Below are 1443 nucleotides of genomic sequence, written 5' to 3'. Positions count from 1 at the left end.
CGGCGACGCTGACGACTCGCTGACACGAGAACTGGGTCGCTGCGCTTCTTCCAGAACCCGCGTTCGACCGTCGCCGAGACGGGTGGGGGAACAGGCGAACCCGCCCCCTTGGAAGGGTTTTTGACGCTTCTCAAGCATGAGCTCATGACTGGTTGATACGGTCACGCGTGCAGCTGTGATTGCCTGACAGCAGAACGTGACGTGCGGGCTGGCGAGGCGGCGCTGTCGGATGGGGGGAAAGGTGCGAGGTGGGCCGGATGGCCGAAACAAGGCCGCGCCGTCGGAGGTGACCCGCCAACTCTCGGCGAACGCCTTCGTCAGGCCCGGTCGCGGCACGTGGCTACTAGGCCCGCTGACAAGGCGGTTAGCCTCTGCCGGTCCGGCGGGCAAGCCTGGCGGCAAGAACGACCCCGCTGTGCTTTTCGGAGAGGAATACGTCGACTGGGTGGGGCGCCGGTTCGCTCGCGGACGCCCTGTACCTGCCTACGGTTTCGACGAGGCAGTGGTTCTTGCCCACTGCATTCGCGCCATGCGACTTCGTAGGTGGCGAAGGTCAGCCGCAGCACTGATGGTCACGCCAGGCATCGCCCTCGGCATGGTCCAGTTGCTTCCCTGGGGCTGGGCTGCCGGACTTGCGGTAACTGGTGCATGGGTCGTCTTCTACCTGGACCGGCTGTGTGCACAGGGCATGCTGCACCAGCTTCGGCCGTCCGAGTTCTACACGGGCAGCAGTTCGGAGCCATCCGATGCTGCCCGCCTCCGGAAGAAGTGGTCGCAATCGTCCGCGATTCCCCATGAGCGCATGATGCGGAAGAACGGCCCCAAGGAGCACTTCATCGGCGCGGGACGCATGATCTGGCCGATCAGATCCATCGGCATTGACGTCGAACCTGCTCCGAGCCGGCCAGAGGACGGTCCGGCGGGCCCCGCACCCGCCATGGAGCCGTTGGGAGTGCGGATGCCAGCGCAACTACGCAAGCACCTTGCCCAGCAGAAGCAGGCTTCCCCTGCTCGGTTCCGTCCGTTCGAAGTCGAGGAACTTCACGATTTCGTCGCCCAACGCCTCCTGGACCCGGCTCCCTCTCATGCCGATGATCACCCGCTTGCCGACATCGAGGTCCTCGGCCTAGCCGCCCTCTCCTTCACCCGGTGGGCGGAGCTCGACGACTGGACGTGGCAGCAACTCGAGGACCTCGCCGTCGGCAAGCCCAACAGCGGACCCGGCCCCTTTGTCGCCCGCCGTTACCTGTGGGCACGGATCGTCTCCTGGCACGGCCAGCTCGGAGTATCCGTCCTGGCAAACTTCGCCTACGAGAGCGGCTTCCTACGGGTGACGGTGCGGCCACACATCATGACGCCACTCAACAAGAACCTACCCACATCGACCAGCCCTCTGTCGCCTTGGTCAGCACAGTGGCAGCGGGCGGCGTGGCTGAACGCCCT

The 1443-nt window shown here is 65.5% G+C and carries 1 protein-coding gene; it reads left to right on the top strand.

The features are described from left to right. Nucleotides 1-568: 568 nt before the first annotated feature. The coding region (locus tag ACFXHB_RS44810) for a hypothetical protein (protein WP_380582996.1) at nucleotides 569-1443 on the top strand (875 nt) is incomplete at its 3' end.

The sequence above is a fragment of the Kitasatospora sp. NPDC059327 genome, assembly GCF_042752535.1.
In the GTDB taxonomy this organism is placed as follows: domain Bacteria; phylum Actinomycetota; class Actinomycetes; order Streptomycetales; family Streptomycetaceae; genus Kitasatospora.
This window is presented reverse-complemented; position numbering and strand designations above follow the sequence as displayed.